The sequence below is a fragment of the Pseudarthrobacter oxydans genome (assembly GCF_030812335.1).
GTDB classification, from domain to species: Bacteria; Actinomycetota; Actinomycetes; order Actinomycetales; family Micrococcaceae; genus Arthrobacter; species Arthrobacter oxydans_B.
In genome coordinates this window covers 119,032-135,026 of record NZ_JAUSSN010000012.1, presented here as the reverse complement: position 1 = coordinate 135,026, position 15,995 = coordinate 119,032, and the positions used below count along the sequence as shown (strand labels likewise).

Annotated in this window: 21 protein-coding genes, 1 pseudogene and 1 riboswitch; of the genes and pseudogenes, 11 read left to right on the top strand and 11 right to left on the bottom strand. The window is 69.3% G+C overall.

Annotated features, from left to right (window positions below):
• Positions 1 to 21: 21 nt before the first annotated feature.
• Both modA and J2W14_RS18490 read right to left on the bottom strand, forming a co-directional pair.
• Positions 22 to 795 (bottom strand): molybdate ABC transporter substrate-binding protein, encoded by a 774-nt coding sequence (gene modA, locus J2W14_RS18495; RefSeq protein WP_307465231.1) that lies wholly within the window; start codon positions 793 to 795, stop codon positions 22 to 24.
• Positions 792 to 1,202 carry a TOBE domain-containing protein gene (locus tag J2W14_RS18490; protein WP_307465228.1) on the bottom strand — a complete coding sequence of 137 codons (411 nt, stop codon included), beginning with the start codon at positions 1,200 to 1,202 and terminating at the stop codon, positions 792 to 794. Before J2W14_RS18490 ends, modA begins: the two co-directional genes overlap by 4 nt.
• A 206-nt stretch (positions 1,203 to 1,408) precedes the next feature.
• Between J2W14_RS18490 and J2W14_RS18485 the strand changes: the two genes are divergently transcribed.
• From J2W14_RS18485 to J2W14_RS18470, 4 genes are all read left to right on the top strand, one after another.
• On the top strand, positions 1,409 to 2,602 hold the full coding sequence (locus J2W14_RS18485; RefSeq protein ID WP_307465225.1) for an AI-2E family transporter: 1,194 nt from the start codon (positions 1,409 to 1,411) through the stop codon (positions 2,600 to 2,602).
• Between the two features lie 25 nt (positions 2,603 to 2,627).
• Positions 2,628 to 3,497 (top strand): DUF4031 domain-containing protein, encoded by an 870-nt coding sequence (locus J2W14_RS18480; RefSeq protein ID WP_307465223.1) that lies wholly within the window; start codon positions 2,628 to 2,630, stop codon positions 3,495 to 3,497.
• Positions 3,498 to 3,578: 81 nt separating this feature from the next.
• Positions 3,579 to 3,731, top strand: coding sequence for a CopG family transcriptional regulator (locus J2W14_RS18475; RefSeq protein WP_307465221.1), 153 nt, complete (start codon positions 3,579 to 3,581; stop codon positions 3,729 to 3,731).
• On the top strand, positions 3,728 to 4,123 hold the full coding sequence (locus J2W14_RS18470) for a VOC family protein (protein ID WP_307465218.1): 396 nt from the start codon (positions 3,728 to 3,730) through the stop codon (positions 4,121 to 4,123). Before J2W14_RS18475 ends, J2W14_RS18470 begins: the two co-directional genes overlap by 4 nt.
• A gap of 35 nt (positions 4,124 to 4,158) precedes the next feature.
• Here J2W14_RS18470 and J2W14_RS18465 read toward each other — a convergent pair whose 3' ends face one another.
• Positions 4,159 to 4,671 carry an SRPBCC family protein gene (locus tag J2W14_RS18465; protein WP_307465216.1) on the bottom strand — a complete coding sequence of 171 codons (513 nt, stop codon included), beginning with the start codon at positions 4,669 to 4,671 and terminating at the stop codon, positions 4,159 to 4,161.
• Positions 4,672 to 4,695: 24 nt separating this feature from the next.
• Positions 4,696 to 5,109: a YccF domain-containing protein gene (locus J2W14_RS18460; RefSeq protein WP_307465214.1), complete on the bottom strand. Its 414-nt coding sequence runs from the start codon at positions 5,107 to 5,109 to the stop codon at positions 4,696 to 4,698.
• 132 nt (positions 5,110 to 5,241) lie between these two features.
• Here J2W14_RS18460 and J2W14_RS18455 point away from each other — a divergent pair, with 132 nt between their 5' ends.
• Together J2W14_RS18455 and J2W14_RS18450 are read left to right on the top strand one after the other, a co-directional pair.
• Positions 5,242 to 5,400, top strand: a complete 159-nt coding sequence (locus J2W14_RS18455; protein ID WP_307465212.1) for a hypothetical protein — start codon at positions 5,242 to 5,244, stop codon at positions 5,398 to 5,400.
• A gap of 25 nt (positions 5,401 to 5,425) precedes the next feature.
• Positions 5,426 to 5,821, top strand: coding sequence for a hypothetical protein (locus J2W14_RS18450; RefSeq protein WP_307465210.1), 396 nt, complete (start codon positions 5,426 to 5,428; stop codon positions 5,819 to 5,821).
• 19 nt (positions 5,822 to 5,840) lie between these two features.
• Here J2W14_RS18450 and J2W14_RS18445 read toward each other — a convergent pair whose 3' ends face one another.
• The 3 genes and pseudogenes from J2W14_RS18445 to J2W14_RS18435 form a co-directional block, all read right to left on the bottom strand.
• Positions 5,841 to 6,386 carry a YceI family protein gene (locus tag J2W14_RS18445; RefSeq protein ID WP_307465209.1) on the bottom strand — a complete coding sequence of 182 codons (546 nt, stop codon included), beginning with the start codon at positions 6,384 to 6,386 and terminating at the stop codon, positions 5,841 to 5,843.
• A gap of 114 nt (positions 6,387 to 6,500) precedes the next feature.
• A pseudogene (locus J2W14_RS18440) lies at positions 6,501 to 7,539 on the bottom strand (LLM class flavin-dependent oxidoreductase).
• A 45-nt stretch (positions 7,540 to 7,584) separates the two neighbouring features.
• Positions 7,585 to 8,196, bottom strand: a complete 612-nt coding sequence (locus J2W14_RS18435) for a phosphoribosylanthranilate isomerase (RefSeq protein WP_307465284.1) — start codon at positions 8,194 to 8,196, stop codon at positions 7,585 to 7,587.
• 202 nt (positions 8,197 to 8,398) lie between these two features.
• Between J2W14_RS18435 and J2W14_RS18430 the strand changes: the two genes are divergently transcribed.
• On the top strand, positions 8,399 to 9,130 hold the full coding sequence (locus J2W14_RS18430) for a HutD/Ves family protein (RefSeq protein WP_307465207.1): 732 nt from the start codon (positions 8,399 to 8,401) through the stop codon (positions 9,128 to 9,130).
• Here J2W14_RS18430 and J2W14_RS18425 read toward each other — a convergent pair.
• From J2W14_RS18425 to J2W14_RS18410, 4 genes are all read right to left on the bottom strand, one after another.
• The gene (locus tag J2W14_RS18425) at positions 9,127 to 9,954 is read right to left on the bottom strand and encodes an ABC transporter permease (protein WP_307465206.1); all 828 of its coding nucleotides are present in this window, start codon (positions 9,952 to 9,954) and stop codon (positions 9,127 to 9,129) included. The two genes, J2W14_RS18430 and J2W14_RS18425, sit on opposite strands and share 4 nt — an antisense overlap.
• Positions 9,955 to 9,979: 25 nt before the next feature.
• Positions 9,980 to 10,906 carry an ABC transporter permease gene (locus tag J2W14_RS18420; RefSeq protein ID WP_307465204.1) on the bottom strand — a complete coding sequence of 309 codons (927 nt, stop codon included), beginning with the start codon at positions 10,904 to 10,906 and terminating at the stop codon, positions 9,980 to 9,982.
• Between the two features lies 1 nt (position 10,907).
• Positions 10,908 to 12,095, bottom strand: coding sequence for an extracellular solute-binding protein (locus tag J2W14_RS18415; protein WP_307465203.1), 1,188 nt, complete (start codon positions 12,093 to 12,095; stop codon positions 10,908 to 10,910).
• Between the two features lie 66 nt (positions 12,096 to 12,161).
• Entirely contained in the window at positions 12,162 to 13,235 is a 1,074-nt protein-coding gene (locus tag J2W14_RS18410; protein ID WP_307465202.1) for an ABC transporter ATP-binding protein, read from the bottom strand.
• A 235-nt stretch (positions 13,236 to 13,470) separates the two neighbouring features.
• Here J2W14_RS18410 and J2W14_RS18405 point away from each other — a divergent pair, with 235 nt between their 5' ends.
• The 4 genes from J2W14_RS18405 (at position 13,471) to J2W14_RS18390 (ending at position 15,976) form a co-directional block, all read left to right on the top strand.
• Positions 13,471 to 14,211 (top strand): FadR/GntR family transcriptional regulator, encoded by a 741-nt coding sequence (locus J2W14_RS18405; protein WP_307465200.1) that lies wholly within the window; start codon positions 13,471 to 13,473, stop codon positions 14,209 to 14,211.
• Positions 14,212 to 14,247: 36 nt separating this feature from the next.
• Positions 14,248 to 14,958: a cache domain-containing protein gene (locus J2W14_RS18400; RefSeq protein ID WP_307465197.1), complete on the top strand. Its 711-nt coding sequence runs from the start codon at positions 14,248 to 14,250 to the stop codon at positions 14,956 to 14,958.
• Between the two features lie 212 nt (positions 14,959 to 15,170).
• A riboswitch (guanidine-III (ykkC-III) riboswitch) is annotated at positions 15,171 to 15,236 on the top strand.
• Between the two features lie 9 nt (positions 15,237 to 15,245).
• Positions 15,246 to 15,569 (top strand): DMT family transporter, encoded by a 324-nt coding sequence (locus tag J2W14_RS18395; protein ID WP_307465194.1) that lies wholly within the window; start codon positions 15,246 to 15,248, stop codon positions 15,567 to 15,569.
• A gap of 2 nt (positions 15,570 to 15,571) precedes the next feature.
• The gene (locus J2W14_RS18390; protein ID WP_307465283.1) at positions 15,572 to 15,976 is read left to right on the top strand and encodes a DMT family transporter; all 405 of its coding nucleotides are present in this window, start codon (positions 15,572 to 15,574) and stop codon (positions 15,974 to 15,976) included.
• Positions 15,977 to 15,995: the final 19 nt, after the last annotated feature.

Genomic DNA, 15,995 nt, shown 5'->3' with positions numbered 1-15,995 from the left:
CCTCCGGCGTCGGATGCGCACCTAGGGGGTTCCGAATCCGGCGCCGCGGAGGAACTGCTGGCCGTCCGGGCCCAGAACGGCCTCAATGAACGCTGCCGCGTGCTCCTTGTGCTTGGCGGTCCGCACCGCCGCGATCGGATAGGTGTTCACCGCCTGCTCCGCCCCGGGGAAGGGGACCTCCTGCACCTTGTCCCGGGCAGCCAACACGTCCGTGACATAGACCAGCCCGGCGTCGGCCTCCCCCGAGGCGACCTTGCCCAGGACATCGGTCACGGACGATTCCTCGCTGACCGGTTTCAGCGTGACGCCGGCGCCCTGCCCGACCGCCTTGGCGGCCGCGCCACACGGGACCTGCGCCGCGCAGATGACCGTCCTGACGCCGGGCCGGGCGAGATCGGCAAAAGAGGCGATGGACGCGGGGTTCCCCGGGGGCACGGCGATGGTCAGCACATTGCTCGCGAAGTCACGGGGCGGTCCCTCCACCAGTCCCGCGCCGCTCAGCCTGGCCATGGTGTTGGCGTCGGCGGAGGCGAAGACATCCGCCGGGGCTCCCTGACTGATCTGGGTGGCGAGGTCGGAGGACCCTGCGAAGCTGAGGGTCACGGTGGTTCCGGGGTGCGCGGCCTCGAACTGCTCGGCGAGCGCCGTGAAGGGGGCTTTGAGGGAGGCCGCGGCGAAGACGGTGACGGTCTTCCCTGCGTCCCCGGCGTCCCCGGGCCGTGCGGCGCAGCCTGCCAGGCCGGCGGCGAGCACTCCTGCCGCCAGCGCGGCGGCGGCCCGGAGGGCGGGCCTCATATGACGCCCTTGCCTTTGGGCGTTTCGATGATCACCGTGGTGGCTTTGACGACGGCGGTCGCGACCGAGCCGAGCTCCAGGCCGAGCTCCCGCACAGCCTCGCTGCTCATCAGGGACACCACCCGGAACGGCCCGCACTGCAGTTCCACCTGGGCCATGACGGCGTCGGCGGTGATGGCCGTGACGAGTCCGGTGAAGCGGTTGCGGGCGGAACTGCCCGCTTTGGCGGGGTCTTCCGGAAGCTGGGCCTGCTCCCGGGCGAGCCGGGCGAGTTCCAGCCCGTCGACGGCGAGCCGTCCGGCGTCGTCCTTGAGCGGGGTCAGGCTTCCGTGCTCGGTCCAGCGCCGAATGGTGTCGTCGCTGACACCCAGCAGCCGGGCCGCCTCGGAAACGCGAATATTAGGCATAAGGCCACTCTAACCCTCATATGCGGTCTGAAACCGGCTTCTTACCCCGCAGATTCGGACCGCTCGGCCGGCCAGCGCCTTCCGCGGCAACCAGAATATCCGGCCCGCCACTTCCTGATTAACGGGCCAGCCCGTGCGGGCGGGGGCTCCGGCTGTGAGACGGTTGGTAAGTAACATGACCATCCGATAGTGGGAGACAGAGCAGCATGGGCAGCCCGGACAAGACAACCCCCTGGAACGACAGCCTGGGCCGCGCCAGCATCAGGACCGCACAGGTCCTCCTGCTGCTGGTCCTGACCGTGGTCGTGGTGTACGCCCTGATCCAGGTGCGACTCGTGGTGATCCCGGCCCTGCTGGCGCTGATCCTTGCCGCCGCGATCGCACCTTTCGTCCACTGGCTGCGCCGCCGCGGCTGGCCGAGCACCGCGGCCACCACCGTGTCCTTCGTGGCGCTCCTGCTCGCGTTCGGTGCCGTCATCACCGGCATCGTCTTCGCCGTCATGAGCCAGGCGGACGAACTCGCCGACAAGGCCACGCAGGGCTTCGACCGCGTCTACGACTTCGTCCGCACCGGCCCCATCCCCATCGATGACCAGCAGATCCAGCAGGCGCGCGACGCCGCCATCGACTTCGCCACCAGCAGCACCGTAGGCGCGGGCGCCATCTCCGGGCTCAGCGCGGCCGGCAACTTCATCACCGGCGCCGTGCTCATGGCGGTGATCCTGTTCTTCTTCCTGAAGGACGGCGAAAGCATCTGGGCCTTCATGCTGCGGGCGTTCAAGGGCGAGAAGCTGGTCAGGGCACGTCGCGCCGGGGAACGGAGCCTCAATGTGCTCGGCGGCTATGTGCGCGGAACCTCCATCGTGGCCTTCGTGGACGCCTTCTTCATTGGCCTGGCACTGGTGATCATGGGGGTGCCGCTCGCGCTGCCGCTCGCCGCGCTGACCTTCATCGGAGCCTTCATCCCGCTGATCGGCGCCACCCTGGCCGGCATCCTCGCGGCGCTCGTCGCACTGGTCGCCAACGGCCCGCTCGCGGCGCTGGTGGTCATCATTGTCGTGATCGTCGTCAACCAGCTGGAGGGCAACTTCCTGCAGCCCGTGGTGATGGGCCAGGCGCTCAACGTCCACGCCCTCGTCATCCTGCTGGCCCTGACGGCCGGCACCATCCTCGCCGGCATCATCGGCGCCATCCTGGCCGTCCCCCTCGTGGCGGTGGCCTGGGCCGCCATCAAGGCCTGGAACTCAGGAGGCGACATCACGCCCGCGGAGATCGCCGAAGCCGAGCATGAGACCCAGCTGAATGAAAAGGGCGAGGGCGTGCGCTCCAAGCCGGTCCGTGCGCAGACCCAGGCGGAGCAGCAGTCGGACACCGCCGCTGCTGACGCCAGCCAGGGCTGATCCGCGGCCGGATTAGACTTTCCCCATGGCCATTTACCTGGACCCTCCGCTCTGGCCGGCGCACGGAACGCACTTCTCGCACCTGATCTCGGACACCTCGCTGGGTGAACTGCACGCCTTCGCGGCGGCGGCCGGCATCCCCGACAGGGCGTTCGACGGCGACCATTACGACGTCGCCGAAGCCCGGTACGGGGCCCTCGTGGCTGCCGGGGCCGTCCCGGTGGAGGGGCGGGTCCTGGTCCGCAAACTGATTGACAGCGGGCTGAGGATCCCGGCCCGGCGGCGCAGCGGCTCGCTCAAGCTCCCCCTGCTGACGCGCTGGAACGCCGTCCTGCCGGGCCACGACGCGCTCTTCCTGGACCTGCTGGACCGCTGGGGCGAGGAGCACCGGAAATACCACGGCCGCACCCACCTGCTGGCCGTGCTGGAGGCCCTGGACCTCCTCACTGAGCCCGCCGACCCGCCGCGGACCGTGCTGCTCGCCGCCTGGTTCCACGACGCTGTCTACCGCGGCATCGCGGGCCAGGACGAGGAGGAGTCGGCCCGGCTCGCCGAGGAGCGGCTGGCCCACGCCGGCCTTCCCGCGGCCGAGGTGGACGAGGTGGCCCGCCTGGTACGGATGACGGCCGACCACCAGCCGGAGCCCGGCGACGGGGCCGCCGCCCTGCTCAGCGACGCCGACCTCTCCGTGCTCGGCGGGGAGCCGGCAGCCTACGCCCGGTACCTGGCCGCCGTCCGGCAGGACTTCGCGCACATCGGCGACGACGACTTCGCCGCCGGACGCGCCGCCGTCGTCCGCCAGCTCCTGCTGCTGGATCCGCTGTTCCGCACCCCGCGGGGCCGGACCCTGTGGCTGGACGCCGCGCGGCGGAACCTGCAGGCCGAGCTCGGGTAGGCGCAGGGCGCAGGCCCAGCCAAAACATACTCTTCCGCGACGGCCCTAGCCATCCTCATCCTAGATTGCTAGCATCCTAGTATGGTCGAGAAAACGCAGTTCAACGTGTATCTGCCGGCGCCACTGGTGAAGCGGGTCAAACATGCCGCCATCGAAGAGGGGCTCTCCCTCTCCGCCTATGTCGAACAAGCTCTGATGCAAGTCCTCAACAGCAAGGAAGGCTCGGAACAATGAGAATCACGCCGATCCGCTATGTGCGGGATATCGAGAAGTCCAACCGGTTCTACGCCATGCTTGGCCTCACGGAGCAGGCGGCCACCAGCGGCACCTGGGCCGAACTGCATGGCGAGGGCGGCGGGCTGGGACTCCATATCGCCGCAACGCCCAGCACCCACCTCGATGCGGGCGCGGTGTCGTTGCAGTTCACCAGTGACGAGAAGCTCGAGCCTCTGGCCGAACGCCTGGCAGCGGCGGGCTTCGAGCCGTCCGCCATCATTGACGAAACCTTCGGCCGGTACTTTACTGTCGCGGATCCCGACGGCTACGTGCTCCAGGTCAACGACGCGGACGAGGAGCTCCGGAACATCAGCTACGAAACCCTCGAATCCGCGGCCCTGAAACCGTAGGCGGCACGCAGCCAGCGTTGCCCTGGTCTGGTCGGTCAGGGGCTGCGGCGGAGGTGGTCGGCGAGCCGGTCGAAGGACTCGCGCCAGCCGACGCCCTGACCGTCGCGGTTGTCGATCGTGTCGAAGGGGCCCTGGAAGAAGATCATCCGGGTGCCGCCGTCGATCTCCTCCAGCTGGAAGGTCACCTCGGTCTCAAAGCCCCGGGTGCCGTCCGGCTTGTCCCAGGCGTGGGTGAAGATGAACAGATTGGGCGGTTCGATGTCCGTGTGGACACCGCTCCACCAGTGTTCCTCCCCGGTGCTGTCCTGAACCATGCAGGCCCGGTACAGGCCCCCAATCTCCAGATCCGCGTCGATGCTCTCGCGGGGAACGTGGAACCCGCGCGGACCCCACCAGACCGCTGCCTGTTCCGGATCCGTCAGGGCGGACCAGACCCGGGCGATGGGAGCTTGGAATTCGCGGGTGATGACCAGCATGAGGTCCTCGGGCGGAGCGGCGGACCCGCCCTGGCCGGACGCTGCGGGAACGGCTGTGACATGCTCGGACATTGCGGGACTTCTCCTCTACAACGGTTAGCGATAGGCCTTGCTGTACGTCGTCACAAAGGGCTTGTCGGTCGGGACGATCTGTTTGCCCAGCGGCATGAGCGAGACCGGGATGAGCTTGAGGTTGGCGATGGCCAGCGGGATGCCGATGATGGTGATGGCCATGGCGAACGCGGTGATCACGTGGCCGATCGCGATCCAGATCCCGGCGACGAGCAGCCAGATGACGTTCCCGAGCAGGGAGAACACGCCGGTCCCGCCCGGCCGGTCCACCACGGTGCGACCGAACGGCCAGAGCGCATAGTTGGCGATCCGGAACGACGCGAGCCCCCAGGGGATGGTCACGACCAGCAGACAGCAGATGATCCCGGCCACGAAGTAGCCAAGCGCGAGCCAGAGCCCGCCAAAGAGCAGCCAGATGATGTTGAGCAGTGTCTTCATGGCTCCATTCTCCCCCGTCGGAGGGCGATCCGGCCTAGGGGTTCACCCTGAACAATTCCTGAAATGTGTCCCGTGACGCGAGCCGCGGGCCGGGCGCTTTGCGAACGCACGAAAGGGCACAATACTGGGAACATGCCTGCACTCTTGAAGATTGCCCTGATCGTTGCCGTCGTCCTGCTGGTCGTCGGGTTTGTTGTGGAGGCCGTGCAGTTCCTGCTTTACGTGGGCCTCCTGGTCCTGGTGGGCGCCGGCATCATGTTCTTCCTGCGCCGCTCGCGCGTCACCCGCTGACGCCGCCCGCTCGGGACGCGCGCAGATGACAAACATCGGGGACCTGCTGGGCCCCATCCTCGAAGTCATGACATGGGTGGGTTTCGTCCTGGGCCTGCCGCTGCTGGTGTGGGGCTGGGTTTTGCGCCGGCGCCATTGCCAGTGGGCCGGGACGACCGGCAAGGTGATCAGCGCCGGCGGGTTCACGGGTTACAGCTGGACGGACCACCACGACGCCGACCACCGGTCGCTGCTGCCGGCGGCCGAGTCTCACGGCCTGGTGGTCGGGTCCGACGTCGACCTCTTCTACGACGTGTGCCACCCGTCCCGCTGGGGGCTCACGCCGCCGAAGCAGGACAACGCCGCCTGGACCATTGGCTGGATCCTCACCGGGGTGGGGATCGTTTCCACGGTCGGCGGCTTTGTCCTGCTACTTTTCTAAACGTTGACCGGCCTGCCGGCTAGGCCTGCTTCACCATGGCCGCCTCGACACTGATCTTGACCTTGTCGCTGACCAGCAGCCCGCCGGCCTCGAGCGCGGCGTTCCAGGTCAGGCCGAATTCCTTGCGGCTGATGTCCGCCTCCGCGCTGAACCCGGCGCGGGTGGCGCCGAACGGATCCACCGCGATGCCGGTGAACTCGACCTCCAGGTCCACCGGCTTGGTGACGTCGCGGATCGTGAGGTCGCCGGTCAGCACGTAGTCCTCGCCGTCGCCCCTGATACCCGTGGCGCGGAACGTCATTTCCGGGTACTTCTCGACGTCGAAGAAGTCGGGGCCGCGGACGTGGGCGTCCCGGTTGGCGTCGCCGGAATCGAAGCTGGCGGTCTTGATGCTGGCATGGAGGCTGGAGTCGGCGAGCGAATCGCCGACCCGGGCCTCCGCCATGGCCTCGTTGAAGCGGCCGCGGACCTTGCTGATGCCGGCGTGGCGGACGCTGAAGCCGACTTCGCTGTGGGACATGTCCAGCGTCCAGACGCCGGGGGTCAAACCTTCGGGCAGGGTCACAACGGTCTCCTTCGCGGGTGGCGGGCCGGGCCCGCCGGATCATCGGGGTACTCCCCCAAAGAGCCATGCTAGTCACGGCGCCGCGGCCCGGCTAGCCTTCCGCGGAACCGGTCGCTACAGCCGCGCCTTGGGCGCCCATCCGATCGCCGGGGCGATGTGCCGGACCACGGTGCCCAGCAGCTTGGCGTTGAAATCCACACCGAGCTGGTTGGGGACGGTGAGCAGCAGGGTGTCGGCGTCCCGCACGGCGGCGTCGGCGGCCAGTTCCGCGGCGATGGCGTCGGGGGCGCCGACGTAGCTCCGGCCGAAGCGGGCCACCAGTCCGTCGATCACCCCGACCTGGTCGCGTTTCTCCCGCAGGGCGCTGAGGCCGAAGAACCGGCGGTCCTCCTCGTCAACGATCGGCAGGACGCTGCGGCTCACCGAGACGCGCGGTTCGTGCTGATGGCCGGCGTCGGCCCACGCCTGCCGGAACATGGCGATCTGCTCGGCCTGCAGCTGGTCGAAGGGCACCCCGGTGTCCTCGGTGAGCAGCGTGGAGCTCATCAGGTTCATGCCCTGTTCCGCAGTCCACACGGCTGTGGCGCGCGAACCGGCGCCCCACCAGATCCGTCCGCCGAGGTCCGGTGAATGCGGCTGCAACGGGCAGCAGCCCCGATCCGCCGCCGGCGTACCGCGGTTCCGCCTCCGCCATCCCGGCCCCCGAGATCGCCCGCCGGAACACCGCGGTGTGCCGCCGGGCCATGTCCGCGGCGGTCTCGCCGTCCGCCGGCACGTGACCGAAGGCGGCGGCGCCGTCGCGGGCGGGTTCGGGTGAACCGCGGCTGATCCCGAGCTGCAGCCGCCCGCCGCTGATCAGGTCCGTCGCGGAGGCCTCCTCGGCCATGTACAGCGGGTTCTCGTAGCGCATGTCGATCACGCCGGTGCCCATTTCGATCCGGCTGGTCCGGGCGGCGACGGCGGCCAGCAGCGGGAACGGTGAGGCCTGCTGCCGGGCGAAGTGGTGCACGCGGAAGTACGCGCCGTCCACGCCCAGTTCCTCGGCGGCGACGGCCAGTTCGATGCCCTGCAGCAGGGCGTCGCGGGCGGTCCGGGTGCGGGAACCCTCGCCGGGCCCCCAATGCCCGAAAGACAAAAATCCGATGCGCTTCATGTCAGGGCCAACACGGGAGCCTCCTGCGGCATTCCTGCCGTGAGCTCAGGGTTTCGCGGCCAGGGATTTCGCCGCCGCCACGAAGTCCCGGATTTTGGCCAGGTCCTTCACCCCGCGGGAGGACTCGACGCCGGAGGAGACGTCCACCCCCCAGGCGCCGGCCTGCGCGGCGGCGCCGGCGACGTTGGCCGGATCGAGCCCGCCGGCCAGCAGCCAGCTGCGTCCCCCCAGCCCCCTGGCGCGGACCGAGGCGTAGTCCCAGGCTTCGCCGGAGCCGGGGACGGCGGCGTCGATCAGCAGCAGCTCCTCACCCCAGTCCGCGAACGCCTCGGGCGCGGCGGCCATGGTGACGGCCCGGATGAGCTTGAGTCCGGCGTCGTGCACGGTGCGCACGTCCGCCGGGGTGCGGTCGCCGTGCAGCTGGACCCAGTCCAGCCCGGCCTCGCGGGCCCGTGCGGCGGCGTCCGCCGCGAGCTCGTGCCGGAAGACGCCGACGGCGGGGAGGCCGGCCGGGACGTGGGTCAGGAGTTCCCGTGCCTGCGCCGGCGTCACTTCGCGGGGGCTGCGGGTCAGGACGAAGCCGACGGCGTCCGCTCCGGCCTCCGCCGCGGTCCGGACCGACTCGGGGGTGCTGAGCCCGCATACCTTGACGAACAATTCGGCTCCTTCTTCGGTGTTCACGTTGTTTCTGCCTCCGACGGTAGCAAGGACCGTGGCCAGACGGCGCGTCACCGGCCCCCCGAGGTGAGATTTGGCGCCCATGGTTGTCCAGAACATGGGCGCGAAGTCGGACCTCGGCGCCGGGGGCAGCGGCCGGGGCCCCGCGCTGACCTTCCCGGCCGGCCGCTAGGGTGGAGGGATGGAGATCATCCGCTATGCCGAGCTGAAAGCCCACCCCTGGCGCAACGGCGGCGGGGTGACCCGCGAACTGGCCAGCCATCCCGCGGCCGCCCCCGCGCAGGGAGCCCCCGGGCAGGACGCCCCCGGCCAGGACGGCCCTGCGGCTGCCGGCTGGGATTGGCGGGTGAGCATCGCCGAGGTGTCCAAGGCCGGCGACTTCTCCGCGTACCCCGGCATGGACCGCGTCCTCACCGTGGTGGAGGGCGAACTGCTGCTGCTCAGCGTCGACGGCGCCGAGCACCCGCTCGAGAAGTACCGCCCGTTCCGTTTTTCCGGCGACGCTGCCGCCACCGGAGCGCTGCCGACGGGCGATATCCGCGACCTGAACGTCATCACCCGCCAGGGCGTCTTTAAGGGCTACACGTCCATCATCGAACTTTCCAAGAAGCGGGCGCATCCGGTGTTCGAGGGCCAGTTCGGGATCCTGCTCCAGGGCCAGGCGGCGGTCACTCCCGGCACCGCCGGCACCGGGCCGGGTGCGCCGTCCGGCACCGCGCCGGGCGCGGGGCCTGGCACGCCATCCGGTGCCGCGCCGGCCGCGGGCACGGCCGGCGGCTCCCCCGGGCCGCAGGCGGCCGAGCCGACGACGCTGGCCCGCTATGACGCCGTCGTCGGTTCCGACACCGACACCCCCGAGATCCTGGGCCGCGGCTTCCTGGCCGTCGTGTCGATCGACCGGGTCGCGGACTAACCCTCCGTCACCTTCACCCGGGTGGCGCCGATCCCCACCGAGTCCTGGGACAGCCGCTGCGCGAGCCAGATCGGCACGATCGAGACGACAATCAGGACGACGGCCACGACGTTGACCACCGGCGCCTGGTTGGGCCGGAAGAGGTTCTGCAGGATCCAGATCGGCAGGGTGGTGTCGCCGGCGCCGATGGTGAACGTGGTCACGATAATCTCGTCGAAGCTCAGCGCGAAGGCCAGCAGGCCGCCGGCCAGCAGGGCGGAGCGGAGCTGCGGGAACGTGACCAGCCGGAACGTGGTGAACACGCCGGCGCCCAGATCCGCTGACGCCTCCTCCAGCCCGCCGCTCATCCGGCGCAGCCGCGCGATGACGTTGTTGAACACGGTCACCATGCAGAAGGTGGCGTGCGCGATCACGACGGTCCACATGCTCAGCGAGACACCCAGAATGGTGGTGAACATGTTGTTCAGGGCGATGCCGGTCACGATGCCGGGCAGCGCGATCGGCAGGATCACGAGCAGGCTGATGACGTCCCGGCCGAAGAACTTGTAGCGCAGCAGGGCCAGCGCCAGGAGCGTCCCCAGCACCAGCGAAATGAGGGTCGAGACCGCCGCCACCCAGAGTGAGGACACCACGGCCTCGCGGACGCCCGGGGAATCGAAGGCCCGCCCCCACCACTCCAGGGTGAACCCCTGCGGCGGCCAGCCGAACGTCCGGTCCGCGTTGAAGGAGTTCACCACCACCAGCAGCAGCGGCAGATAGATGAAGAGGAACACCAGCGCAGTGACGACGCCGAGGATGACTTTGGCGCTTCGGGAAAGTCTCATGGTGCTCCTTCCAGCTGCCCGTCGGTCACAGGCTGTTGAGGGCGCCGGAGCGCCGGACGATGAAGAGGTACAGCGTGATGATCGCGATCGGGACCAGTGAGACGGCGGCGGCGAAGGGCAGGTTGTTCGCGGCCCCGACGTTCGCGTAGACCACGGTGCCGAGCATCTGGGTGGTGCCGCCGACGATCTGGGCCGTGATGTAGTCCCCCAGCGAGAGTGAGAACGTGAAGATCGTCCCGGCGATGATCGAGGGGACCAGCAGCGGGAACATGACCAGGCGCATCGTGGTCAGCGGTTTCGCGCCCAGGTCCCCGGAAGCCTCCAGCAGCGAATCGGGGACCCGGTCGAAGCCCGCGTAGATGGGCAGGATCATGAACGGCAGCCAGATGTAGGCCAGCGTCAGGATCACGGCGGTTTCCCCGTACCCCGGGGATTCCAGCCCGACCGGCGTCCCCAGCCACTCCAGCAGCCCGCCGTCGGCGAGCACGTTCCGCCAGGCGTAGGCCTTGACCAGGTAGCTGGCCCACAGCGGCATCAGCACGGCCACCACCAGCAGCTTCTGCCAGCGCGGGCTGGCCACCTTGGCGATGAAGAACGCCATGGGCAGTGCCAGGACCAGGTCGATCAGGGTCACGGCGATGGCGATCCACAGGGTCCGCAGGGTGATCCGCTGGTAGACCGGATCGGTCAGGACCGTCACCACGTTCTCGGTGGTCCATTCCGTGGACACCTTGCCGGTGAAGGTGTCCACGGTCCAGAACGCGGTGATCAGCAGCGCCGCCAGGGCGGCGATGTAGACGAGCACGAGCCAGCCGGCGGGGGCGGTCACCAGCCCCGCCAGCCGCAGGTTCGGCGAGCGGTGGAGCAGCGCCGAGAACCTGTGGGCTTTGGGCCGGGGCACGGCAGCTGCCGGCGGCGCCCCGGGGACCGGGTGCTGCGTCTGGAGGGTCATCTCAGCCCTTGATCTCCGTCCAGGCCTTCGTCCACTCCGAGTAATCCGTGCACTTAACGTCCGTGCGGCCGTCCAGGCAGTCGGCCACCGGGGTGGTCCAGTACCAGATCTGCTCTGCGTAGGCCTCGTCACCGGAGTGGAAGGTCTCGCAGTGCGCCTTGTCCTTGGTCAGCTCACAGGCCTTGGGGTTGGCCGGCGATTCGCCGAAGTACTCCGCCACCGCCGCATTGGCCGCGGGGCTGGCGATGTAGTCGAGCCAGAGGTAGGCGCAGTTCTTGTTCTTGGACTCCGAGCCGATCATCCAGGTGTCCGACCAGCCGGTGGCGCCCTCCTCGGGGAGCAGGGTCTTCACATTGGTCCCGTTCGCCACGGCGATGTTCGCGCCGACCTGCCAGGTGGTGCCGACCACCGTGCTGCCGCTGGCGAAGGCCTGGACCTCCTTGACGACGTCGCTCCAGTACTCGCCGATGTGCTGGCGCTGCTGCTTCAGCAGGTCCACGGATGCGGCGAGCTGGTCCTTGTCCAGCGCGTAGGGGTTCTTGATCCCGAGTTCCGGCTTGTGGGCCATCAGGTACACGGCGGCGTCGGCGATGTAGATCGGCGAATCGTAGGCGGTGACCTTGCCGCTGTGCTGGGCGGCGTCGTCGAACACGGCCCGCCAGGAGGTGGGGGCCGGGGTGACGGTGTCCACGGAGTACATCAGCAGGTTGGCTCCCCAGCCGTGGGGCATCCCGTAGTTCTGGCCGTCCACGGTGTTCCAGGCCTTGTCCTTCAGGAACGGGTACACGTCGGCGTAGTTCTTCAGCAGGTCCATGTTGACGGGCTCCACGTCGTTGCCGGCGACCAGCCGCAGGGAGGCGTCACCGGAGGCCGAGACGACGTCGTACTGTCCGGTGCGCATCAGGGTCACGGCTTCGTCCGAGGTGCCGAAGGGCTTGAAACTCACCTTGCACCCGGTCTCGGTCTCGAACGGGGTCACCCAGTCGACGGCGGGGTCGTTGCTGCCGTCCTCGACGTAGCCCGGCCATCCCAGGATGGTGAGCTGCCCTTCGCCCTGGCCGATTTCAGTTTTGACCGGCTGCGGGGTCGGGGTGGCCGATCCCCCGCCGGTGGTGCCGCAGCCCGCCAATGCGAGCGCTGCCGCCGCGGCCACCCCAACCACGAGGGAGGCCCGATTCCTTGATGCCATGATCCTTACCTTTCGTTGTGGGGTGAATCAGAAGCAGACTCCGCGGGTGGGTGCACGGCTGACGCGTCAGGGGCCGCCGGGCGGCAGCCAGACGGCGGCGTCGTCGTCCCAGCTCACCGTGACGCGGCGGTCCAGCAGTTCCGCGTCGCCGCCGGGAAGCGTCTCCGGAGCGAGAACGACGACGGCGGGACCGTCGTCGAGCTGCACCCGCACCTGGGTGGCGTGCCCCACGTAGACGAGGGCCGTGACGGTTCCGGGGCGGGAGGTGACGCCGGCGCGCGGTTCCGGCGCCGCCGTCCAGGACAGGCGCAGCCGTTCGGGCCGGATGCAGACCTGCTCCGCGCGGCCGTAGAGTTCCTGGGCCTGGGCGGCGTCGAAGATATTGGAAGTGCCAACGAAATTGGCCACGAACGCACCGCCCGGGCGCTCATAGATCTCGTGCGCCGTGCCGATCTGTTCCAGGCTCCCGTTGTTGAAGACGCCGATCCGGTCGCTCATGGTCAGGGCCTCCTCCTGGTCATGGGTGACGAAGATGAAGGTGATGCCGAGCGAGCGCTGCAGTTCCTTGAGTTCCACCTGCATCTGCTGGCGGAGCTTGAGGTCCAGGGCGCCGAGCGGTTCATCCAGCAGCAGGACCTTCGGCTGCACCACCAGCGCCCGGGCCAGGGCGACCCGCTGGCGCTGGCCGCCGGAGAGCTGGGCGGGTTTGCGTCCGACGAACTTCCCCAGCTGCACCCTTTCCAGGGCTTCGCGGGCCCGCGCCTGGCGCTCCTTCCGGGGCATGCCCCGCACGCGCAGGCCGTACGCGACGTTGTCGACGAGGGACATGTGCGGGAACAGGGCATAGTCCTGGAAGACGGTGTTGAGGTCCCGTTCGAAGGGCGCCATGCCGGTGACGTCCTTGCCCTCGAGCTCGATGCTCCCGGAGGTGGGCAGCTCGAAGCCGGCGATCAGGCGCAGGACGGTGGTTTTGCCGGAGCCGGAGGGACCGAGCATGGAGAAGAACTCGCCCTGGCGGATGTCCAGGTCCAGGTTGTTGACGGCGACGGTGTCCCCGAAGACTTTGGTGAGTTTCCGCATGCGGATCGCCGGAACCGCGTTCGTTTCCGCCTGTCTTCCGGCGGCGAGCGTTTCGGTCATGGGGTGCGCCTAACTCCGTTGCCGGATCGTCTTAGATGCGACACAGCGGGATGTGATCCAAGCCACAACGGGCTGATGGGCCAAATACTATTACTCCATAGGTTTTGTGTATAGACCCTCACGAAAGCCCGGATTAGGATGGATCAACCGGGCGCCGGAAGCCCCAGCGCGCCGGCTCTTGGTGCCAGGACCAGGTGCCAGGGACGCGATGCCAGAAACTGCCAGGGAGGCCCGGATGCTGCTTACACCGCAGAGCGCTTCCCGCAGCCTGGCGGCCGTGTTCACCCCGATCAAATCCCGGGGACTGGTGGACGAGGTGTGCGGCCGGATTGAACAGGCGGTGGAAACCGGGTTGCTCACCAGCGGCCAGCGCCTGCCCAACGAGACCGAACTCGCGGCCGCCCTGGGCGTCTCCGCTGTGACCGCGCGCGAGGCCCTGTCCCAGCTGCGGACCGCGGGCATCATCCGCACGGCCCGGGGCCGCAGCGGGGGAAGCTTCATCGCCGACAACGTCCTGCCCTCCCGGGAACGGGCCCTGGACCAGCTGCGGGACCTGACCCGGCTTCAGATCAGCGATCTGGGGCTGCACTACCAGGCGATCGCCGCCGCCTGCGCCGGCGTCGCGGCCCGGCGCTCCGACGCCGCGGACGTGGCCACGTTGCGTTCCTTCATCCCGACGGCGGAGGCGGATCCGCTGCACTGGCGGCTGGCGCTCTCCGAGTTCCTGCTCGAGGTCGCCGCCATCGCCCGCTCGGCCAGGCTGGCCCGGGAGCTGATCCGGCTGCAGGCCGACCTGGGCACCCTCACGCTGCTGCCGTGCGCCGACGCCGGCTACCGCACGACGACCACCGGACTCCTTCTGGACGTCGCGGCCGCCATTGAGGCCCGCGAGCCGGCCGCCGCGGAAACCGCGGTGAAGGCGCTGGTCGCCGCCACCACGGACTGGCTGCTGACCGAGCAGTCCAAACGCTACTGAGCACCCCCGGTTCCTTCGAGCTAAGGCAGAGACCCGATGTCGGAAACCACCGCCTCCATTGACACCATCACCGTGCACGCCGGGGAACTGGACGCCGCCATCACCGGGATCGAGGACCGGCTCGCGGCGTGGGCGGCGGACACGGGAACGGCCCTCGCCGCGCTCTCCGGCAAGGTCACCGGCACCGCCGTGGACAAACTCATCCGGCCGGTGGTCGAGGAACTGGTCAGGACTCCCGACGGATACGTGGCCGGCGCAGGATTCCTTGCCAACGCCGGGCTGCTGGGGCCCGAGCGCAGCTACATCGCCTGGTGGCAGGGCGAGGAACTGGAGCACGTGGACGCCCTCGCCAACTTCAGCCCCAACTCCATCAGCCGTTACGTCAAGTCCGAGTGGTTCCGCGTCCCGGTGGAGACCGGCCAGCCCCACGTGACCGGGCCGTACGTGGACTTCCTGTGCACCGACGAATACGTCCTGACCTTCACGCACCCGGTCTTCTGCCGCGCGGACGGTCCGGTGGTGGGCATTGTGGGGATGGACGTCACCGTACAGCGGCTCGAGCGCGGGGCCATGGCTGCCCTGCGCCGGATCGGGGAACGGGCCACCCTGGTCAACCCGGACGGCCGCGCCATCGTCTCGGCCGCACCGGACATCGCCGCCGGGGACCTCGCCGCCGCCGCGGATGGCTGCAGCGTCCATCCCGTGGGCAGGAAGTTCCGGATCTGGAGCGAAGCCACCGCTCTCTGACCCGCACGCCGTCCCATCGAGTGCTCCACAACCGCCGTTTTGGACCCTCAAAAGGGCGGTCCTGGAGCACTCGATGGTGGGGTTCGGCGCGGGTACGGTGCCCTGGCCGAGCTTGCGAGGCGAGGGGCCGGTGGGGAGTACTCGATGGTGGGGTCATGCGCCGCTCGTTGCCGCGGGTTCGCCTCTCCGCGGGGGTGTTGCTAGGCTGGAATCAAGACCCCGCGTCAGGGGCCTCCGGACGACGGTTCAGTACCCGGCACGCGACAAGACTGGCCACAGGAGCTGTCATGTCGTGGTTAATCCTTATCCTTTCCGGGTCGCTGGAAGCCGTCTGGGCCGCGGCCCTGCACCGGACCGCGCAGGCCACAGGCCGCCGCCGGATCGCGCCGGCCGCCGTCTTCCTCGTCTCCGTACTGGCCAGCACCGGCGGACTTGCGGTGGCCATGCAGTCCATCCCGACCGGCACCGCCTACGCCGTCTGGGTGGGCGTCGGCGTGGTGCTGACCTCCGCCTACGCCATGATCGCCAAGGTTGAGCCCACGACGGCGGCGCGGATCCTGCTGCTCGGCGGGATCGTCGCGTGCGTGGCCGGCCTGAAGCTGGTGGCGTGATGATGGCCGCGAACCGCACACCGAAACCGGCCACCAAAGCGCCCGCCGCCACGGCGGCCTGGCTCATCCTGCTCGCCTCCGCCGTGCTGGAGGCGGTCTGGGCCACGGCCCTGGGCCTGTCCGACGGTTTCACCCGCCCGCTGCCGACCCTCGTGTTCGCGATCACCGCGGCGCTGAGCATGGCCGGGCTGGGCCTGGCAGTCAAAAGCATCCCGCTCGGCACGGCCTACGCCGTCTGGGTCGGGATCGGCGCGGCCCTGACGGTCGGCTGGGCGATGGCGACCGGCGTCGAACCGGCCAGTCCGCTGAAATTGCTGTTCATCGCGGGGATTGTGGGCTGCGCGGCCGGGCTGAAGCTGCTGCCGGCGGCGAAATCCGCGGCCACCCCGGCGCTCCCGCCCAGTTAGTGCGCGCCCGGAGGCGTGA